The organism is Thiohalobacter thiocyanaticus (assembly GCF_003932505.1).
GTDB classification, from domain to species: domain Bacteria; phylum Pseudomonadota; class Gammaproteobacteria; order Thiohalobacterales; family Thiohalobacteraceae; genus Thiohalobacter; species Thiohalobacter thiocyanaticus.
In genome coordinates this window covers 1-14,946 of record NZ_QZMU01000001.1, presented here as the reverse complement: position 1 = coordinate 14,946, position 14,946 = coordinate 1, and the positions used below count along the sequence as shown (strand labels likewise).

Genomic DNA, 14,946 nt, shown 5'->3' with positions numbered 1-14,946 from the left:
ATATCAATATGATATAAGTCTTTATTCAAGTATACTCATGATTGAAAACACTGCTGTCATCCCGGCGCAGGCCGGGATCCAGGCGCCGCTACGGTCTCTGGATTACTCGCTTCGCTCGCCCTTCGGGCCGCCCTTGCGGGCGTTCAACGCGCAAGCGCTTTTGTCCGGCCTGCGCCGGAATGACGGTTACCGGCCGGAATCGGTCCGTTTCGTATCTAACCCGATTTGCCGCCGCCTGTCGAAGCCTCAATCCTCGCCGCCGTGAAAAGCAGCATAGATCTGCCTGGCCAGGTCACGGCTGATGCCCTTGACCCGGGCCAGGTCCTCGACCCCGGCACGTTCCACTTCGCGCAGGCCGCCGAACTGCCTGAGCAACTGCTGGCGCCGCTTGGGCCCGATGCCCGGAATCCCCTCCAGCGGCGAGGCGGTGCGGGCCTTGCCGCGACGGTGACGGTGGCCGGTGATGGCGAATCGGTGAGCCTCGTCGCGCACCTGCTGGATCAGGTGAAAGGCGCGCGAGTCGGCCGGCGGATGCAATTCACCCCGGTTCGGCACGATCAGGGTCTCCAGCCCGGGCCGGCGCTCCGGGCCCTTCGCCACGCCGACGATCAGGACATCCTGCACCTGCAGTTCCTCCAGCACTTTTACCGCCACACCGACCTGGCCCTTGCCGCCGTCGATCAGCAGGATGTCCGGAAGCTTGCCCTCCCCCTCCTGCAGTCGCAGGTAGCGTCGCTGCAGGGCCTGGGTCATGGCGGCGTAGTCGTCACCCGGTTCGATGCCTTCGATGTTGAAGCGCCGGTAATCGGACTTGAGCGGGCCCTCGGCGTTGAACACCACGCAGGATGCCACGGTGGCCTCGCCGCCGGTGTGACTGATGTCGAAGCATTCGATGCGTTCCGGCGGCTCGTCCAGCCCCAGCAGCTGCTGCAGATCCTCCATGCGCTGCTGCATGCCGCTGCGGCTGGCCAGGCGCGCCACCAGCGCGTGCTCGGCATTGCGCTCGGCCATCGCCAGCCAGCGCGCGCGCTCACCGCGCACCCGGTGGCGCAGCTCGACCCGGTGGCCGGCCCGCTCGGCCAGTACGGTTTCGATCAGCTCCCGGTCCTCGGGTTCGGCGTTGAGCAGGATGGCCTGCGGCACTTCGTGCTCGAGATAATACTGCACCAGGAAGGCGTGCAGGATCTCTTCCAGCCCGGCCTGGTCCGGCGCACGGGGGAAAGAACACCTTGTTGCCCAGGTTGCGTCCGGCGCGGATGTAGAACACCTGCACGCACACCAGCCCGCCCTGCTGCACAACGGCGACGATATCCAGATCGCCGCGCTCGCCGCTGACGTACTGGCGCTCCTGCACCCGGCGCAGGCTGGCGATCTGGTCGCGGTAGCGCGCTGCCTGCTCGAATTCCAGTGCCGCGGCGGCGGCTTCCATGCGCTGCGCCAGCTCGTCGATCAACTCGGTGTTTCTGCCCTCCAGAAACCGGATGGTCAGGTTCACGTCCTCGGCATAGTCCTCGGGGCTGATGTAGCCCACACAGGGGGCGGTGCAGCGCTTTATCTGGTACTGCAGGCAGGGCCGGGTGCGGTTGCTGAAGAGCTGTCCTCGCACTGGCGCACCCGGAACACCTTCTGCAGCAGGTGCAGGCTCTCGCGCACCGCCGAGGCATTGGGATAGGGGCCAAAGTAACGGCCCCTGCCGCGCTTCGCGCCGCGATGCACGCTGATGCGCGGATAGTCCTGGTCGGTGGAAATATAGATGTAAGGGTAACTCTTGTCATCGCGCAGCAGCACGTTGTAGCGCGGCTGGTGTTCCTTGATCAGGGTGTGCTCGAGGATCAGCGCCTCGCTTTCGGTGTGGGTGACGGTGACCTGGATATCGGCCACCTGCCCCATCAGCGCCACGGTCTTGATGGGCAGGCCGGACCTGCGGAAATAGCTGGCCAGGCGGCGCTTGAGATTGCGTGCCTTGCCGACATAGAGCACCTCGTCCTTCGCATCCAGCATCCGGTCACACCCGGCCGGGGCGTGAGGGTGCGCAGGAAGCCCTGCGCATCGAAATCGCGGCGGGTGCTGTCCTCGCTCATGGTGGATCAGGCCGGCAGCAGGGCACGGGCACGGGCGACGACGGACTGGAACATGGTCTCGGTCAGGCGCCGGGTCTGGGTGTTGTAGCGGATGCAGTGATAGGAATACAGCAGCAGGCGGCAGTCAGCTCCAGCCGCAACCCAGCAGCTGGCGTCCGCCCTCCAGGCCCCGTGCTGGCCGCGTGGGCGAAACGGTACTGGCTGAGCTTGCAGCCGAAGGCGCGTAGCACCGCATCGTGGGCGATCTTCCCCAGCGCCAGGATCACAGCTCCGGCGGGCAGATCCTGCAGCTCGGCGGCCAGATAGCCGTTGCAGGCGCGGATCTCGGCCGTCTGCGGCTTGTTCTGCGGCGGCAGGCATTTGACCGCATTGGTGATGCGGCAGTCATGCAGCTCCAGACCGTCGTCACGGGCGCGGGATTCCGGCCGGTTGGAAAAACCCTGGTCATACAGGGTCCGGTACAGCAGGATGCCGGCATAGTCCCCGGTGAAGGGCCGGCCGGTGGCATTGGCCCCGTGCATGCCGGGGGCCAGGCCGACGATCAGCAGGCGCGCGGCCGGATCACCGAACGGGGCGACGGGGGCGGCGTGGTAGTCCGGATACCCGGACTTCACGCCGTCGAGAAACTGTGCCAGTCGCGGGCAGGCCCGGCAGTCGCTGTGGAAATGGTTCTGGGTCGTCATGGAAATCGGCTGATCACGGACAAGTGGCGGACAGCCGGATTATCCCAGAAAACGGCCCGGGCGTCAGATGCCGCCCCTGCGGTAGTGTTAACAGGCCCTAGTACCCCGGCCGGGCACCGGCCGATCCGATCTCGGATCACGCCGTGATTGACCGCCAGGCGCATCAGCTCGATGTCGTTGTCCACGCCGAGCTTTTCATACAGACGATAGCGGTAGGTGTTGACCGTCTTGGGACTGAGGCACAGACGGTCGGAAATCTCCTGGATGCCGCGGCCCTGGGTGACCATCATCATCACCTGGATCTCGCGCTGGGAAAGCTTTTCGAACGGCGAGCGTCCGCCGTTGTTGAGCCGGGACAGCGCGATCTGCTGGGCCACCTCGGCACACAGGTAACGCTCACCCTGCATTACGCTGTCGATGGCGTGGGTGATCTCCTCCACGGCGCAGGATTTGGTGAGATAGCCCAGGGCCCCGGCCTCGAGCATGCGCGAGGGGAAAGGCTCGTCGGTGTGTACGGTCACCACGATCACCCGGATCTGCGGATGGATCTGGATCAGCTTGCGCAGGGTCTCCAGCCCGCCGATGCCCGGCATATTCACATCCAGAATGACCATGTCCGGCATGGCCGTGCGCACGATCTCGATGGCCTCTTCCCCGGTGCTCGCCTCTCCGATCACCCGCACATTGGGGTCATCCTCGAGGATGCGGCGAATCCCTGCCCGCACCAGGTCATGATCATCCACCAGCAACAACGAAACCATATCCCTCTCCCTGTGACTGATTGTTGTTAGCCTGAAACACAAAACACACCTACAGAATATTGATTATGCGGATTTCCGATGCCGATGCAACGATCCCCGGGCAGCACGGCTGTTGCATGCGCCTGACAACCGGCGTTCGCAGCCGAATCCGTTTACGGATCATGCACCTGAACACGAATCGCCGGCTCCGGCCGCGGGTACTGTTGCGAAGCTGTTACAACCGCAACCTGCCAGCCGTCCTCCGCAGACATCACAACGACTACGCACCAGCGGCAAAACAAAGGGTTAGGCACCAGCACCCCGCGTGGCACAAGGCTTGCTCCGGACTCCCGGCGACAACTTCCAACAGGAAAGGAGTAAGCCATGAACAAAGCATTCAAACCGGCATTGATCACCGCATCCGCCGTTGCCCTGGCATTGAGCTATGCGGCCGGCGTGCAGGCCAACCCCAAGAACAAGTTCGGCAATGACAACGATGCCCAGGTCACCTCCTCGGCCACCGCCACTGCCAACGGCGCTGACGGCGGCGATTCCTATGGCGGTGACGGCGGCTTTGGCGGCGACGCCACCGCCGACTCCGCCACCGGCGGTGCTGGCGGGGCCGGCGGTGCTGCCGATGCGGCCGGCGCTGGCGGCATGGGGGGCACGGCGGAAGCCTACAGCGAGGCCTTCAATACGGACGTGGAAGTGATCTCCTACCAGACCATGACCTCCACTGTCACCGGGGCCCCTGTCCGCATCCTGGGCGGGACCGGCGGCCACGGCGGTGACGGCAGCGAGGGCGCGCTCGGCGTGGGTGCCTCGGTCGGTCTGGCCGGCGGCGGCGGCGATGGTGACGACGGCGGTGACGGCGGTCTGGGCATCGGCGCCTCAGTTGGTCTGGCCGGCAGCGCGGCCGACGGCGGCGACGGCGATGATGGTGGTGACGGCGGCCATGGCGGCAGCGGCAACGCGGATTCCTGGGCCGAAACCGGTTCCACCGATTCAGGCGGCAACAGCGCCGATGGCGGTGATGCCAGCAGTTCAGAGAGCGAGGCCACCAATACAGCCGGCAACGGCGGCACCTCCGGCGGCAACAGCACCACCGGCGGCACGGCCACGGCGGGTGCAGCCAGCGGCGCCGGCGGCGGCGGCGGGGCCGGCGGCACCGGCGGCACCGGCGGTGACGGCGGCACTGGCGGCAGTGCCACGGCTGGCGCGGCTAGTGGCAGCGGCGGGGCCGGCGGCACCGGAGGCAGCGGCGGTGATGGCGGTGTTGCCACGGCCGGGGCCGCAACCGGCACCGGGGGTGCCGGCGGCGCCGGTGGTACCGGCGGTGACGGCACCGGCGGCGCCCTGACCACCGGCTCGGTGGCTGTCAACACCGGCGCGGGCACCTTCGGCGGCATTGCCAACATCAATGTCTCCTCCGGCCTGTACAACTCCACGATTGGTGGCGTGTCGGTGGCGGCCCATTCCGACGTGAACATAGGCAACTGATACCAGCACCGGGCAGGGGGCGGTCCGGCATATGGCCGGACCTGCTCACGGCCTGACACACCAGGAGATCCATTATGTATCCGACAATCAAACCGGTGTTGGTGAGCGCCTCCGCCCTGGCCCTGGTCATGGCCTGGGGCGGCGTGCATGCCAACCCCAAGAACGTATTATCCGAAAACAGCAGCGCCTCGGCGGATTCCAGCGCCGCGGCCACCGCCAACGGCGGCCAGGGCGGTGATTCGGTCGGCGGTGACGGCGGCGACGGCGGCAATGCCGATTGCCGGGGAAAACGGCGAGACCAGCGCCACGCTCCAGGGTGGCGACGGCGGGATCGGCGGCAGTGCCAGCACAGCGGGTGAAGGCGGCATGGGCGGTACAGCCCAGGCCTACAGCGAGTCCTTTAACGACAGTGTGGAAGTGATCTCGTACCAGACCCTGAACTCGGAAGTCACCGGCGCGCCCGTCCGCATCCTCGGCGGCACCGGCGGTGACGGCGGTCACGGCTCGGATGGCGGCGCCGGGATCGGGGTCTCGGCCGCGCTGGCCGGCGGCGGCGGCGATGGTGACGACGGCGGCGACGGTGGCGCCGGAGCCGGCGTCTCCCTGGGACTGTCCGCCAGCGGCGCCGAGGGCGGCGACGGCGATGATGGTGGCCATGCCGGCGACGGCGGCTATGGCGAGGGCTACTCCTCGGCCTCCAGCGCCGATGCGACCTCGGACGGCAACAATGCCAATGGCGGCAATGCCGGAGACGGCAGCGACAACACCGCCGGGGCCGGCGGCGATGCCGGCAGCAACACCACGACCGGCGGCACTGCCACCTCGGCGGATGCCACGGGTACCGGCGGTGACGGCGGTACCGGCGGTGCCGGGGGCAACGGTGGGGCCGGCGGTACCGGCGGCACGGCCAGTGCCGGGGATGCCGATGGCACCGGCGGCGCCGGAGGTGGCGGTGGCAGTGGTGGTATCGGCGGCACGGCCATGGCGGGTGACGCCAGCGGCACCGGCGGTGCCGGGGGCAACGGCGGGGCCGGCGGTGCCGGTCACGGCGGCGCCCTGACCACCGGTTCGGTGGCGGTGGACACCGGTGCGGGCACCTTCGGCGGCATTGCCAACATCAATGTCTCCTCGGGCCTGTACAACTCCACCCTGGGCGGCGTGTCCGTGGCGGCCCATTCGGGTGTGAGCATCGGCAACAGTACCGGGCCCTGAGCTGCAACCGTAGTTCGAGGAACGCACGGGGGCCTGGAAGGCGTGGCCCCCGTGTGCTGCTACCGCAACGCAAGGGATCAGAGGGATAATCCCATGGGCCATCGCCAGAGACACAAATACAGCACAACAGTAATGGCACCCGTGTGGGCCGCCCTGGCATTCGGCGCCGGCGTCATCCAGGCCGACGAGACTGCCGTGGTGGTGGAACCGGACCGGTTCGAGGAACTGGCACCCGTGGACAGTGCGGGCCTGGACGCCCTGCGGGGGCGGGCGGGTGACAGCCACATTTCGCTGACCAGCCAGCAGGACCTCAAGGCCACGGTCAACGGCAGCCTGATCGAGGCCGGAACCATGACCAGCGGCTCAGTGACCATCGCCGAGCGGGCCCTGGACAATTTCGGCGGCATCGGCCTGTTCAACATCGTCACCGGCAGCAACAACGCCGTGGACGCGGCGATCGGCGTCAACTTCAACCTGCAGTAGGCACGTCACCGATGGCCGTGCTCTCATCCAGGCAGGCCCGGCTGCTGCCGGCATTGATCCTGTGCACTGCTCTCGGCGCAGGCAGCGCCGCTGGCGGGCAGGTGCGCCTGCACACTTTCCCCGGGGCCGTCTCTCTCAAGGTCGACAGCCAGAGCGAGGCGCGCTGGCGCACGGTCATCCGTCAGCAATACGATTTCAGCTGCGGCTCGGCGGCCGTGGCCACCCTGCTCACCTATCACTACGCCACCCCGGTGGGCGAAGACCGGGTATTCCAGGAAATGTACGCCGCCGGTGATCAGGACAGGATCCGCGCGGAGGGCTTTTCCATGCTGGACATGAAGCGCTTCCTGGACCGCCGCGGTCTGCAGACGGACGGGTTTCGCATGGACCTGGACAAGCTCGCCGCGCTGGGAGTGCCGGGCATCGTGCTGGTCAACACCCGCGGCTACCGCCATTTCGTGGTGGTGCGCGGCGTGCAGTCGGACCGGGTGCTGCTGGCCGATCCCGCCGCCGGCAATGTGGCCATCCTGCGCACCGAGTTCGAGGCCATCTGGAACGGCGTGGTGCTGGCCGCCCGCGGCCGGCTGGAAACCGCCCGCAGTCACTTCAACCTGGACCGCGACTGGCACAGCTGGCCGCGCGCACCCATCCAGGCCCCCGCGCGGCAGGCGGGTATGAGTCCGCTGCTGCTCAATCTGCCCGGCCGACTCGAACTGGGCCGCTAGGGATGCCTGCCATGCCCGATCGCACGCCGGGATTCCTGCTCAACCACCGATACCTGTCCGCGTCGGTCCTGGCCCTTGTGCTCGGGGCGGGCGCGAGTCAGGCGGCGGAGCCCTTTCCCGCCCAGGTGCTCGAGGATGCCCAGCTGGCCGCACTGCGCGGCGGCTTTTCGCTGCGCGGTCTGGAGATGGAATTCGGCGCTTCCCTGCGCAGCTTCCAGGACGGACGTCTGCTCATGGAAACCCTGGTCAATGTCACCGACCAGGGTACCCGCACCACCCGGACCATCCCGCATGCGGTCGACGCGCTCGCCGCCGGCCCGGGTGCGGCCGCACCGGCCGGCACTGCCGATCCCAGCGGCATCGATCTCGGCGGTCTGGGAGACGCCGGGCGAGTGACCGTCAGCGACGCCCGCGGTATCACCGCCGCCGTGCACCAGGTGACCCGTCAACGCATCCTGAGCGTGCTGGTCAGCCGCGCCACCGACACGGCCCTGCGCCAGGGGCCGGGTGGATATCACCGTCAGGAACTTCAGCCAGTTCCAGCAGACGGTGCGCGAGGCCCTGATCAACAGCCACCTCGGCCGCAGCGCGGCCGGCCTGCAGTAATCTGACCGCCTAAAAAGAATACGGCAGGCGCAGGGTCATGACCATGTCCGGCGCATCGGCGGTCACGCCCAGCTCCAGGTTGAGGTTCACTGCGGCGCGATCGGTCAGCTGGAATCCATAGCCCAGGAGCATGGCGCCCACATCGAGGCTGGACGTGGACAGTTTCACGCCGTTGATCTCGGTATCGGTTTCCTGGATGAAGTCGTGCTTGTAGCCGAGGGTGAAGGAGGCCCGTGGGTTGATGGAATACCCCATGCCGAAACTCAGGCGGACCGCATCACCGGGGTCAACTTCGCCCAGGGTCTGCTCGCCGAAGGTCTTGTCGACATCGTCCTTGATATGCCAGAGATAGCCCAGATTGGCGAAGAAGACCGCCGGGTCGGAGGGATACAGCAGGGTCAGGCTCGGCTCGAGGGCATGGAAGCCTGATCCGGTGGCCAGTTCCGTCTCGATGCCGTCACCATTGCGGCTGACATCGAAGGGACCGCGCCCGGTCGTGGTCTTGTAACGCAGGTTGCCGACATAGTACATGTTTGCCGGCCGGCGCCAGCCGAGCTGATAGTGCAGGGCCAGTTCCAGATCCCCTACCCCGTCGCCGTCCAGTGTGCGGCTGAAGGCCTCACCGTCCACATCCGGGATGGTCGCCACCCGCCGGTCCTTGCGATAGACGTAGGGCAGCTTCGCCTCCAGCTCCAGACGGTCGGTCAGGCCGTAGCGGCCGGTAAGCGAGGCCGCGAGATAGTCCCGGTCCACGTCCACCGCTTCCAGCAGGCCGATCTGGAACGCCTCCAGGATTCCACCCCGATGAAGGTCAGGCGGTTGATCTGGGAGTTGGAAAACTGCAGGGCCGGTTCCAGGACCAGCTGACCCCGGGGGGTGAGCACGCCGCCCAGTTCCGGGATCGCGCGCACCTCGGGGGCAGCCGGCTCGCGCGGCGGTGGTGCCGTGCCCACGGGGCCTGACGGCGCTGCCGCCGTGTTCTGCGCCACCGCCGCGGAACCGGTGGCGCGCCAGTCGTCGAGCCCGGCCGCCGGGGTGACCTGCCGGTTCAACTGGTCGAGGGCCTGGCGCTGCTGCCGCAGACGCTGTTGCTGTTCGGCAATGGTATCGGCCTGGCGCTGGAGCTGGTGTTGCTGCTGTTCCAGCAGCCGTTCCAGACGCTCCAGGCGCTGTGCCAGGGACGGCTCTTCCGCCGGCGCGGACAGGGCCGGGCCCAGCACCAGCAGGGCGAGGCCCGCGAGACTCAGCCGCGTCCCGGCGTGCACGAGCGGGGTTCTCGCTCCAGGACCGCCTCGCCGTTCAACCGGTGTTCGCGGCTGGATACCCGGGCGGCAGGGATGCTTGCGCCGGACTCGGGCAGGATCCGGTGCTTTTCCATCAGCCGGTACAGGGTCACCCGGGAAATACCCAGGGAACGGGCCGCCTGGGAAAAGTTGTTGCGGGCCAGGCGCAGGCTGGCGCGGATGGCCTGGCTGTCGGCTTCGGCCCTTACCTGTTGCAGCGACGGCATCCGCCGCCGGCCGTTGCGCTGGTCCAGTCCCAGGTCCCGGGGTGTGATCAGGCGCCCCTCGGCCATCACCATCGCCCGCCGGACCCGATTGATGAGTTCGCGCACGTTGCCGGGCCAGTCGTGGCGGAGCAGACATTGGAGTGCCTGTTCGCTGAAGCCTTTCACCTGCACACCGCGCTCGCGCCCGAAACGCTCGAACTGCTGCCAGGCCAGGGGCTCGATATCCTCGATGCGCTCGCGCAGAGACGGCAACGGAAGCCGCAGCACATTGAGCCGGTAGTACAGGTCCTCGCGAAACCGGCCCTGGCTCACTGCCTGCTCCAGGTCCTGGTGCGTTGCCGCCAGGACGCGCACATCAATCGGCACCGGCTGACTGCCACCCACCCGGTCGATCGTGCCTTCCTGCAGGAAGCCTGCAGCAGGCTGGTCTGCAGCTCCAGGGGCAGGTCCCCGATCTCGTCCAGAAAGACAGTCCCGCCCGCCGCCGCCTCGATGCGACCGGTCTTGCGTCGCACAGCGCCGGTAAAGGCCCCCTTCTCATGCCCGAACAGCTCCGTCTGTACCAGGTTGACGGGCAGAGAGGCGCAGTTGACGGGCACCAGCGGCCCATCAGCACGGCGCGAGCGCTGATGGATGGCCTGAGCGGTGAGTTCCTTGCCGGAACCGGATTCGCCGGTTATCAGCACCGGGGCTTCGGCCTGGGCGATCTTGTCCAGTTGGCGGAACAGCTGGCGCATGCCCGGGCTGTTCGCCACCATGCCGGCCGGTATGCTGCCGGGCGGCAGTTCTTCGGCCCGGCAGCGGGCGCGGATGGCAGCCAGCCCCGCAGCGTGCCCGAGGCTGTCGATCAACCGGGCGGCGTCCAGTGGCAGGGTATGAAAATCAAAGACGCCGCCGGCCAGGAGCCGGCACAGCGACGCCGACTCGGCATAATCCGGCTCCACCAGAGCAAGCCATTCCGTGGTTGCCTGGCTGTCCAACAGCAGCTGTTCGAAATCACGGCAGCTGCGGGTATCGCCCGGATTGAGACAGGCCAGTCCCACGGGATAGCGCCGGCTGGCGAGCAGATGGCGGGCATCCTCCAGGCGTTCGGTCGGCGTCACCCGCCAGCCGGCCTGCCGAAGCTGTGCCGGCAGCTGAATCCCGCTGCGGACCGAATTCCAGAACAACAGATAACGGGGTTCCCTGTCCAAACGCCACCCCCTTGATGACAGGACCATCGAAGCAAACCGTCCGGAACCGGAGGATCCACCTTGCATAAAATGGTGCAGCCGGACATACAAGGATCCATAACACATGACTGGCTGCCACGCGCCACGCCCGGTCCTGCGTCCGGGCTCACCGTCTATCACCGCAATGCAGAGCCATCCCGGCGGACTGCGGCGGCCTTACCTGCCTGCCATTTGATGAAGAAATCAGCTGTTCACTGACACGCCTTGGAAGCATAGACAGGACTGTTGAGCTGTCAAGCCGACCCAATACGCACGCCGCTGTCCAAACAGGCCTGTACGCCAAGGCTTACAAAGCCGTTCCGCCCGCACAGATAGCGGGTATACATGCATCTAACATTTTTTGTGCCCGCAGAGACCCGACCAACCGCTCAGCTGTTGCGGGCCCCGGGACTGAAGCCGGCATGATGGCTGCTAATGGGATTTTGAGGGATCGAAGAACTCGATCTTCATTTCATTCATGAAGGGACGGTCGAAAATCAGATCCAGGTGCAAACCGACAGGCTTGTGTTCGGCACTGACCTGCTGTAACTCCGGTACCCGCAGCGCCAGATAGGCACAGGTGGCGGCGGCCATGGCCTCGTTGCCTTCCCGGACGGCCTGAACCAGCTGCAACGCCACGAACTGGGCCCGTTGCAGTGCATTGGGCGCATCCAGATGGCCGGTGGGAAGCTCGATGCCCTGATCCATCTTTGCATCCATGCGATCAAGCGCGGACTGCTGATGCCCGGGCAGGGATTTGGAACGGTCGTATTCGAGCTGTGGCTGACCGTCGATCACCACGACCATTTTTTCTGACATAACGAAACAGGGAACAAGGGATGATGATAATGGCGGAGGGGGTGTCGGCCTCTCCGGTGTCTCAGTGTGTCGCAATATATCGCATCTCCCCTATTTTTACAGCATTTCGTGAAATTCTCTTGTCTTGGCTTGTCTCACGCCGTAATATCAAATTGCATATTTTTTGAGGGGTAGCCTGTGGGGCACCCGAAATCGTACGCCACCGGGTAGGTGGTGGGGTAGGAGACGCCAACATGCCACGAAAGGCCCGAGAGCTGTCCGCCATTCAAGTGAAGCAACTGGCCCGCCCTGGCCTGCGCCCGGTCGGAGGCGTGGCCGGCTTGTGCCTACAGATTACACCATCAGGGGCGCGTAGCTGGGTCCTGCGGGCAACGGTCGGCAGCAAGCGCCGGGACATCGGCCTGGGGGGCTACCCTGATGTAACCCTGGCCCAAGCCCGCGAGAAGGCCCGAGAGATGCGAGAGCAGATCCGGGAGGGCGTTGACCCGGTATTGCAGCGCAAGGCTGCCAGGGATGCCCTGATAGCCGCACAGTCCAAGGTCATCACCTTCGACGAAGCCGCCCGGCGATTCATCAAGGCCAAGGTCCAGGAGTTCCGCAACCCCAAGCATACCGCCCAATGGGAGACCACCCTGCAAGCCTACGCCAGCCCCGTGATAGGCCGCCTCCCCGTCGATGCCGTCACCCTGCCCCATATCGTGCAGATCCCCGAACCGATCTGGACGGAGAAAACCGAAACCGCTACCCGCCTGCGTGGCCGTATTGAGTCGGTCCTGTCATGGGCCACCGTCTCTGGGTTCCGGTCGGGAGACAACCCCGCCCGCTGGCGTGGAAATCTTGACGCCATCCTGCCCAAGCCCGGCAAGCTGAAGAAGGTCGCCCACCACAAGGCAGTTCCGGTCAGCAGCGGGCCCGCCTTCATGGCCGCCCTGCGGGAGCGTGAGGGGGTCGGCTCTCGGGCGCTGGAGTTCCTGATACTCACTGCCGGCCGCTCTGGCGAGGTGCGCGGGGCAACATGGGAGGAAATCGACATGGAGGCCCGGACGTGGACCGTACCGGCCGAACGCATGAAGGCGCAGCGGGAACATGTTGTGCCGCTCTGCCCTGATGCCGTGAAGCTGCTAAAGGCCCTGCCCGTTCACGAAGATTGCCCCTATGTGTTCCCCTCCCCCCGTGGCAAGCAGCTCAGTGACGCCACCCTATCCAAGGTCATGAAGCTGATGGGCGTGGAAGGCACACCGCACGGGTTCCGCTCCACCTTCCGCGACTGGTGCGCCGAGCATACGAACTATCCGCGAGAGGTTGCAGAGAAGGCCCTGGCGCATACGATCCCCAGCGCCGTCGAAGCCGCGTACAGGCGCGGTAATCTGATGACGAAGCGCACGCGGCTGATGCAGGAATGGGCACGATTTCTCAACAAGCCCACTGCTAAAGGTGAGGTGGTATCACTGCGGGGTAAAACTGCATGAATTATGAGATACCCAAAGAACTGATAACAGCTCTGCGTAGCCTGAAAAGAAAGCACGGCGCAACCGTATTTAATGCAGCCATTGAAGCTTTGGCTTATGGTGAACTGTCATTAACCGAGGGCAAGCGTGGCCGGCCAAAGGTGCCAGATGCTGCCAGGCTTCTATTCTCTTATGCCGAGGTTCAGGCCCGGATGGATATTGATGAAATGACGAAAGAAGAAGCAGCGAAGGACATCGAAGCTAACCCCTCGACCTTCATCAGCCTCGAAGAGGGTGCAGGTGGAACATTGGCACCACGCAACCCAACGTTCAGATGTGCTAAAACAATCTTGAAGCTCTATCACGAAGCACTGAAGTACAGAAAGGAATACCCCGAATCAAATACCGAAGCGTTTGATACCATGCTTGACCAAGCCAGAAAAATGCGGCTGCTGTTACAGCAGAGAAAATAAATCTCCCCCCAATTTTTTTACTTTCCCCCGCGTCCTAATGTGTCTCTGTGATTATCATGGAGGCAAGACGCAATGCACTACATCTCAGACCGAAAGCTTGCGGAGCGATTGGAAGTAAGCCGCGCCACGCTGTGGCGCTGGACGGCGGCCGGCAACTTTCCTCAACCGATTAAGCTGTCCCCCGGCTGCACACGCTGGCGACTTGAGGATGTGGAAAGCTGGGAGGCTGACCGCCTGAAGGGTACAGCCGCATGAAAAGCCCGACCCCCAGCCAGATCCGCCAGGCCCTGGAGAACACCCGTCAGCGCCCCCGAAACCGCACCGACGAAGCCCGCCGCGCCCTGCATCAGAGGCCAAAGCCTGCTGAGCGCGAAGCGTTAGAGCGGCGATTGAGGGGGGCACCATGACCCCGGAAGATTGCCCGAAATGGGAGGGATGTTCCGCCCCGATCTGCCCGCTCGACCCCGAATGGCGGAAACGCAGTCACTTGGATGGAGAGCGTGCCTGTTTTTACCTATCGGAATACGGAAAACCGGCCGCGAGGGCTACGCTCAGGCGGGTCCTGACGGACGAACACTATCAAGCCGTTTCGGGAATGTGTCAGGAAGTATTAACCCGGCCAGGACCCCTCAAAAAGCAACTGAATCGGTCCGCCTCGAATCCTCCCCAGGCTCGGCGGACGCCAGGAGCCCGGATGGCGAGTAAGGTACCGGGGCGAGGCCACGGGTCGCCGTGAGTAGGGGCGATTCGTCATGCTCCCATCCCGTCTCCAGCACCCGGCGTGACGACGCTGCACCCTGCCTGCCGCTGGACTGGTGGCCCTGTCGCGGCAAGGGGGGTATGACGGGAAGAAACACACGGCGATCTTGCACTGCCAATGCAGACAGCACGCGTTTGGCATATCGTCACTGACACGCTGAGCCGGGGCCTCAAGGAATTGCGAATGCGTGGCCTGATAATCCAGACCTACCCAGGCTCTTATCACCCGCCCGAGGTGGCCCGGTATGCCATCACTGGAAAGGCCCGACCGACGCCACTGAATGGCGCGCGAAAGCCGCGCCCAAGAACGAACTACCGGGCGGGTGGACGATGCCGCCTGACTAAATCCCGCCCTCGCTCATCTATCCGGCGGATACGACCATCGTATTCAGGGCACGACCGAAAATGCCATTTTTGCCCCTCCTGAATACGACCATCGTATTCATTTCAGCCCTTCCCGGATACGACCATCGTAGACCTTCTAGAATCTCACGGGGTCGCTGTTGTGAGCGGTGTAAAAGGGAATTATGAACCTGAAATAGCGGGCGGGCCGATTTTGGGTGACTTGAATGCCGATGCCCTGGTTGAGCTGTGCGACCGTGGCCTGCTGACCTGCACCCGTGGTCGGCCTGGTGAGGCTGGCGCAACTTACGCCGTTGCCTGGCTTCCGTTGGATGATCCCGAATCATATAGCGA

15 protein-coding genes and 3 pseudogenes are annotated in these 14,946 nt (G+C 65.3%); 10 read left to right on the top strand and 8 right to left on the bottom strand.

The window, feature by feature from the left end; all coding sequences use genetic code 11:
- Nucleotides 1-246: 246 nt before the first annotated feature.
- The 3 pseudogenes from uvrC to uvrY all read right to left on the bottom strand — a co-directional run.
- A pseudogene (gene uvrC, locus D6C00_RS00075) lies at nt 247-2,081 on the bottom strand (excinuclease ABC subunit UvrC).
- A gap of 6 nt (nt 2,082-2,087) precedes the next feature.
- A pseudogene (locus tag D6C00_RS00070) lies at nt 2,088-2,764 on the bottom strand (uracil-DNA glycosylase).
- Nucleotides 2,765-2,898: 134 nt separating this feature from the next.
- Nucleotides 2,899-3,525 (bottom strand): annotated as a pseudogene (uvrY, locus tag D6C00_RS00065) (UvrY/SirA/GacA family response regulator transcription factor); the annotation flags it as partial.
- A gap of 363 nt (nt 3,526-3,888) precedes the next feature.
- On the opposite strand from uvrY, the gene D6C00_RS00060 reads away from it, so the two are divergent.
- The 6 genes from D6C00_RS00060 to D6C00_RS00035 all read left to right on the top strand — a co-directional run bounded on the left by D6C00_RS00060 (nt 3,889) and on the right by D6C00_RS00035 (nt 8,035).
- Nucleotides 3,889-5,004: a hypothetical protein gene (locus D6C00_RS00060; protein WP_125179751.1), complete on the top strand. Its 1,116-nt coding sequence runs from the start codon at nt 3,889-3,891 to the stop codon at nt 5,002-5,004.
- 74 nt (nt 5,005-5,078) lie between these two features.
- On the top strand, nt 5,079-5,363 hold the full coding sequence (locus D6C00_RS00055) for a hypothetical protein (protein ID WP_125179750.1): 285 nt from the start codon (nt 5,079-5,081) through the stop codon (nt 5,361-5,363).
- The gene (locus tag D6C00_RS16435) at nt 5,275-6,216 is read left to right on the top strand and encodes a hypothetical protein (RefSeq protein WP_158675226.1); all 942 of its coding nucleotides are present in this window, start codon (nt 5,275-5,277) and stop codon (nt 6,214-6,216) included. The genes D6C00_RS00055 and D6C00_RS16435 overlap by 89 nt, the downstream gene beginning before the upstream one ends.
- Nucleotides 6,217-6,348: 132 nt before the next feature.
- Nucleotides 6,349-6,699, top strand: a complete 351-nt coding sequence (locus D6C00_RS00045; RefSeq protein WP_125179748.1) for a hypothetical protein — start codon at nt 6,349-6,351, stop codon at nt 6,697-6,699.
- Between the two features lie 11 nt (nt 6,700-6,710).
- A complete protein-coding gene (locus tag D6C00_RS00040) occupies nt 6,711-7,424 on the top strand; it encodes a C39 family peptidase (protein WP_125179747.1) in 714 nt (237 codons plus the stop codon).
- Between the two features lie 11 nt (nt 7,425-7,435).
- Entirely contained in the window at nt 7,436-8,035 is a 600-nt protein-coding gene (locus D6C00_RS00035) for a hypothetical protein (protein WP_125179746.1), read from the top strand.
- 4 nt (nt 8,036-8,039) lie between these two features.
- Here the strand turns inward: D6C00_RS00035 and D6C00_RS00030 are convergent, their stop codons facing one another.
- The 5 genes from D6C00_RS00030 to D6C00_RS00020 all read right to left on the bottom strand — a co-directional run bounded on the left by D6C00_RS00030 (nt 8,040) and on the right by D6C00_RS00020 (nt 11,570).
- On the bottom strand, nt 8,040-8,783 hold the full coding sequence (locus D6C00_RS00030) for a transporter (RefSeq protein ID WP_206609475.1): 744 nt from the start codon (nt 8,781-8,783) through the stop codon (nt 8,040-8,042).
- Nucleotides 8,735-9,295 (bottom strand): hypothetical protein, encoded by a 561-nt coding sequence (locus D6C00_RS15680; RefSeq protein WP_206609474.1) that lies wholly within the window; start codon nt 9,293-9,295, stop codon nt 8,735-8,737. Before D6C00_RS15680 ends, D6C00_RS00030 begins: the two co-directional genes overlap by 49 nt.
- Nucleotides 9,274-9,906 (bottom strand): sigma 54-interacting transcriptional regulator, encoded by a 633-nt coding sequence (locus tag D6C00_RS15860; protein ID WP_241546750.1) that lies wholly within the window; start codon nt 9,904-9,906, stop codon nt 9,274-9,276. The genes D6C00_RS15680 and D6C00_RS15860 overlap by 22 nt, the downstream gene beginning before the upstream one ends.
- The gene (locus D6C00_RS15855; RefSeq protein WP_241546749.1) at nt 9,849-10,733 is read right to left on the bottom strand and encodes a sigma-54-dependent transcriptional regulator; all 885 of its coding nucleotides are present in this window, start codon (nt 10,731-10,733) and stop codon (nt 9,849-9,851) included. The genes D6C00_RS15860 and D6C00_RS15855 overlap by 58 nt, the downstream gene beginning before the upstream one ends.
- A gap of 450 nt (nt 10,734-11,183) precedes the next feature.
- Nucleotides 11,184-11,570 carry a hypothetical protein gene (locus D6C00_RS00020; RefSeq protein ID WP_125179745.1) on the bottom strand — a complete coding sequence of 129 codons (387 nt, stop codon included), beginning with the start codon at nt 11,568-11,570 and terminating at the stop codon, nt 11,184-11,186.
- A 233-nt stretch (nt 11,571-11,803) separates the two neighbouring features.
- On the opposite strand from D6C00_RS00020, the gene D6C00_RS00015 reads away from it, so the two are divergent.
- The 4 genes from D6C00_RS00015 to D6C00_RS15675 form a co-directional block, all read left to right on the top strand.
- Nucleotides 11,804-13,039: a tyrosine-type recombinase/integrase gene (locus tag D6C00_RS00015; protein ID WP_170165436.1), complete on the top strand. Its 1,236-nt coding sequence runs from the start codon at nt 11,804-11,806 to the stop codon at nt 13,037-13,039.
- Nucleotides 13,036-13,491: a hypothetical protein gene (locus D6C00_RS00010; protein ID WP_125179744.1), complete on the top strand. Its 456-nt coding sequence runs from the start codon at nt 13,036-13,038 to the stop codon at nt 13,489-13,491. Before D6C00_RS00015 ends, D6C00_RS00010 begins: the two co-directional genes overlap by 4 nt.
- Nucleotides 13,492-13,563: 72 nt before the next feature.
- Nucleotides 13,564-13,746, top strand: coding sequence for a helix-turn-helix transcriptional regulator (locus D6C00_RS00005; protein WP_125179743.1), 183 nt, complete (start codon nt 13,564-13,566; stop codon nt 13,744-13,746).
- A 1,009-nt stretch (nt 13,747-14,755) separates the two neighbouring features.
- On the top strand, nt 14,756-14,946 hold a 191-nt coding region (locus D6C00_RS15675), incomplete at its 3' end, for a hypothetical protein (protein ID WP_206609473.1).